Genomic DNA, 5,004 nt, shown 5'->3' with positions numbered 1-5,004 from the left:
GCGGCCATGCAGGCTGTGTGTAAAAAAGCGGGCTGGCAAGTGTGCATGATATAGATTTAATTGAAGCCAATGAGGCATTTTCAGATCAAGCTTTGCATGTAAATACTGCGTTGGGGGTTGGATAGTAATAAAGTAAATGTTAACGGGGGGCGGTTGCACTTGGTCATCCAATTGGAGCTTCAGGTTGTCGTATTTTAGTTTCGTTAATATATCAAATGAAGCATGCGAACAAAGCAGAAGGGCTTACAAAACTTTGTATTGGCGGGGGCATGGGTATTGCCATGCTCATATCACACGACTGTAAGTAGTTTTGTTTTGCTAACGTGTTATAAATTTAAGTGACTATAGCCGAGTACTTCTTGGCTATAGTCCGTATAATATTAAATTCTTAATTAAAAAGCGTTAAGCTTTTCCCCGAAGTGCAGAAATACAGCTTGCCAAAACCACACAACCCAACGAAATATTAAATGCCAGCGAGATTGTACTCATTAATGCAGTGCTATTTTGCGCCGAAAAAGTTTTGTCGCCTAAATAATAATGGACAATTAGATTGACTAAACTCATTCCAAATAAATTACCAATTGTGCGTGATAAATTCATGGAAGAAGAGGCTACGCCTAACTCATTCTTATCTACAGCGCCCATAATTGCATTATTGTTAGGCGTTGAGAATAAGCCAAAGCCAACACCTAACAATAACAGTGAGCCACTTATGTATGTGATACTTGAGTCCATAGATAACAGTGATAGTAAAAAAAAGCTGACCATAACAATTATACAGCCAAATGTAGCTATTATGCGTGGCTGTATTTTATCTGAAAGTTTACCTGACAATGGTGCCATAATGGCCATAGAAACCGCTTGCAGTAAAACGATTTGGCCAGCATGAGAAGGACTTAACCCTTTAATATATTGCAGATATAAGCTTAACAAAAAAGCCAATGAAAAATTACTGGCGTACATTAGAAACGATGTAGATAGTGATAAGCTAAATACTCTGCTTTCTAAAAACATTTGTACTCTGATTAATGGTCGCCTACTTTTACTTTGGTGAATAATAAATAATCCTAAGCTTATTACCGAAAGTAATGTTAAACCCCAGCCAGTCATAGTGGGTAAATCACTGAGCCCTAATACTAAACATATTGCAAAGAGTGAGAAAAGCCCAGTACCCCACCAGTCAAACGAAGATTTTTTATCGTTTTTCCACTCACCATGTAAAAAAAGTTTAATAGAAAGCAGTAGCAGAAGTACAAGCGGAATTTGAGAGTAAAATACAGCTCGCCATCCCCATATTTCTGTCAGCCAACCGCCTACTGCAGGGGCCGCACTTAAGCCTATATAAACACATGCTGCAGAGGTGCCTAGTGCCATACCTCTTTTATTATTTGGTGTAATAGAGGTAATAATAGCTACACCAATACCAAAAATCATTGCTCCTGCAGCGCCTTGTACAAAACGCCAAAAAAGCACCCATTCAATTGATGATGCACTAGCACACATCAGTGATGCTAGTGCATTTAAGCTTAAGCCAAATGCATAGACTCGCTTGCGACCATAATTATCGGCTATTTTCCCGCAAGGCAGCATAAATATCACGCTACTAAGTAAGTAAAGGGTCGGCATCCAACCAATCATTTTAGCGCTTGCTTGTAAATCTTGAGCAAGATTTGGAATGGCAATGTTGACACCGGCCATACCAAGAGGTCCGATAATAGATCCGCTGCATACAATTATAAGCGCGATGGTAGTAATAGGGAGTTTAAACAAATATGGTCCTTAACGCGTAGACTATAAAAATAATAAAAAGTGGTGCTTGAAAGCATTGGTTGCGAGTGCGTTTATTATTGCTAATAGCAAAGGAGGTAGCAAGTTTGGTCTACTAAGCATCAACGTAACTTTAAAGCAGCGTATTTCTTGGTCCAATATGATGAGGTATTACTTTGTAGACCATTGAAAAAGTAATACCGTAGATTAGTTAATATAAATAAACATGCCTTTAAGCTTCACATAACCGCTTAATTGTACTAGCTCAGACTTGATCCGACAGTCGCATCTGTGCCAACAGCAGGCATTGGTAACACCTTTGTCATTTGCATTTTGTGTAGTAGGGTTTTGGGATAAAGTGGCGTAGCCACCCCAAAACGGAGCGAACACCAAAACGTCAAATTGGCAAACCTGTTATGTTTTTAATGCCCATGCTTTCGCATTAGTCTTTTACATAGAGCATCTAGTTTTTCTCTACTTTTTCTAATATGAGCCCTAGAATCCTCATAGGCCATATGACCTTCTCCCTCTGGAAGAGACTTTCCTTTATAGGCAATTTCTAAAATTGGCATGCGCCATATATAGAAGTCATCTGGTGAAAAATTCTCGGCCCGGAAATAGAGACCACAAATTATTTGCATTTTGGTAATTGAGTCATTCAGTTTATTAACTGACTCGCTAGGATATTCATAATATCTTTCAGGGTGATCAATACCTTGCTGCGATAGAGCCTCCATCAATTCTCTGCATGCAGAAACATATTCATTGGATGCTGAAAATAGCTCTTCAATTTTTTCAATAAGCAACTCGCGCTTAGAACGCCTTGATACAAACCATTGATTAAGTAATACAACAAAGATTGCGACTACAGCCGATATCAGTATTGCCACCAGTTTAGCTTGATCAGACTTATCTGCGAATATCTCAATAATCCAATTCAACTGGTAACTCTCCTAGAAATATAATGCTCGCCTAAACAGCGATTAATAATGGGCTAAAATATTAAGCTCAGCGACAATAACCGATTGTTAATTGACCGAGCGAACTTGAGAGCGAATTGAAGCTCTCGTTATGCATTTTATATTTCAGCGTCAGCTACTTCTTTTTCTTTCTCAGGCTCTGCCTTGATGTAACCATCGTCAATTAGTAAAGCATTCAATGATTTATACTCAAAACCTTTAGCCTTTATTGAGCTTATAAATTCAACCCATATTTCCGAATGACTAACAACATTCCCCTTTGTTTCAGAGTATAAATTACGAAAAACTTCATCTATAGCACCAGCATCTAATATTTGATTAATTCCCCATGTTTCATTATCAATTACCCCTTTAAACAATACTTTCAAATCATTGTCTTCAATAAACTTAGAGTAAGGAATAAGGATACTCATCCCGTTAGAGTATGCGGCTGCAAAAGTACCGGACTTTACAAAATAACTGATAGCTTCATTTTTTAGCGATGGATACGGAGTAGATTTCAATAACTTATATATGCTATCAAAACCATCTTGTTTAATTGCTCTAAGGAAAATGGCATTAACATTTGGTATTTTGTCTGCTAAATCTGTGACTTGATAATGGAGCATTTTTTCTAAGTCCATATTTGAAATACACCCATCTAACCTTACGACAATAGCCTCATCAATCTTGGACCACACCTCAGGTCTTCTATTTAAAAATGGTAAACACCTCAGTAGTTTTCGATCATCAGTGTCGGCTAACATTTGTGATAATTTATCTTGAATAACATCACTATATACTACTGGGAAAATTCTACTAATGGCTCCCATTGAAGCTGAAAGTTTAGCTAATAGGGCTTGTTCAAGACCATCTTCATCTTTAAATAATCTCTTTAATAAGATTATTGTTAAGTTTCTAGCACTACTGTCACGGACACGACCTAAATATTTATCAGATGAAAGAACAGTAAATGCTTTTTCATCTTCCTCAGGGAATGACTCTTCATTAATTAAACTATAAATATCTTGAACTATTACTTTCCCTTTCATTGGAAGTTTTAGTAATAAGTAACTAGCCGCCTGTACGATGTATGCACGTGTTAACTCAGGTGATGGTGTAAATTGTCGCCCATCGGCTGAAAATGTAGGATGTGCACAAACATTGCGATCATCTTTTATTCGTTCCAAGTGAGCTTTTTCAATATGGGATATGATTTCTAAATCATCACAGGCATAAGTTAATATATCTTTTTCAAATGCCTGCATACCTGCAAAGTTATTTGGCTGAATTGCATCTAGTTTAGCCTCAATTACTTTAGCAGAAGCGTCGTTGCTCACACTTAATTCTCTAACTTTTTCAATTACATCTACACAAATAGCAATCCAAGTTGATATAACTGAAGCTCTATATGCTCCAGAGCGATAAGCAACAATAGCTTCATTAAAATATTTTTTAGCATGGGTGTTGCGAACTTTCGAAAGTAACTCGTCTAAATCACTAAATTGGAGAGACATATTCATCCTTTAATATACTAGTAGAAGTGAAGACAACTTATGATGTATAACATCTTTATAAGAGGACACTTTCACTATTTTAGCGCGAAAACGTCCTTATTTTATGAACTTATATTAATAGCAAATAGCGTAAACTATTGCCAGCTATAAATATTATGCTTTCTGTAGCCTATATAAACATGTAAAAAAGAGGAGATTTTGCTCTTATTCTTACTAAATTAATGACTACTCACCTCAATGACCGCTTCTCGCTCAAACCAGACCATTCTACATGGCTTTACCTGCCTAATAAACATAATTACTAATTGAAATATAATGGCAAACACACCCAGCAATAACAAATAAGTGCCAGATAGCGTGGCTAAATTGGGTGCTTTTAGCGCTGTAAAATAATGTACCTAAACTATAAAAAATACCGCCGGCAAGTAGCCAGTAAAGTGCTTTTACATCAACACTTGAATAAAGCGGATATACAATAGCCAGTGCAAACCAGCCCATGAGTAAGTAGGTGGCGAGTGATATTTTTTTATTACCGTTTTTTACAAATACTTTGTACGCTACGCCCGCCAGTGCCACCGCCCAAATAAATGTAAGTGTTGCCCATGACCAAGCACCGTTTAATGAGATTAATAAAAAGGGAGTGTAGGTGCCGGCAATTAATAAGTATATGGCGCAGTGATCGCACTTTTTATAAAAGGCTCTTAAGCGCGGTTGAATACTAGCGTGGTACAAAGTGGATGACAAAAACAGCACAAATAGAC

General features: G+C 37.2%; 4 protein-coding genes. All 4 read right to left on the bottom strand.

All coding sequences use genetic code 11. From position 1 onward, the window contains the following. Positions 1-402: 402 nt before the first annotated feature. Positions 403-1,755 carry an MFS transporter gene (locus L652_RS0102995; protein WP_275451727.1) on the bottom strand — a complete coding sequence of 451 codons (1,353 nt, stop codon included), beginning with the start codon at positions 1,753-1,755 and terminating at the stop codon, positions 403-405. Between the two features lie 434 nt (positions 1,756-2,189). Further along, positions 2,190-2,708, bottom strand: a complete 519-nt coding sequence (locus tag L652_RS0102990) for a hypothetical protein (RefSeq protein ID WP_024595248.1) — start codon at positions 2,706-2,708, stop codon at positions 2,190-2,192. Between the two features lie 137 nt (positions 2,709-2,845). Next, the gene (locus L652_RS0102985) at positions 2,846-4,243 is read right to left on the bottom strand and encodes a hypothetical protein (RefSeq protein WP_024595249.1); all 1,398 of its coding nucleotides are present in this window, start codon (positions 4,241-4,243) and stop codon (positions 2,846-2,848) included. 285 nt (positions 4,244-4,528) lie between these two features. Beyond that, positions 4,529-5,004 (bottom strand): hemolysin III family protein (locus L652_RS0102980; RefSeq protein WP_024603270.1); only part of this gene is annotated, 476 nt, incomplete at its 5' end.

The organism is Pseudoalteromonas sp. TB25, from assembly GCF_000497995.1.
GTDB lineage: Bacteria > Pseudomonadota > Gammaproteobacteria > Enterobacterales > Alteromonadaceae > Pseudoalteromonas > Pseudoalteromonas distincta.
Note: the sequence above shows the minus strand (reverse complement) of the source record. Positions and strands in the feature narration are given on the sequence as shown.

What these genes read in the sequence shown, in the direction of transcription:
- L652_RS0102985 (WP_024595249.1), bottom strand. Translation starts at nt 4,243, where the DNA reads ATGTCTCTCCAATTTAGTGATTTAGACGAGTTACTTTCGAAAGTTCGC.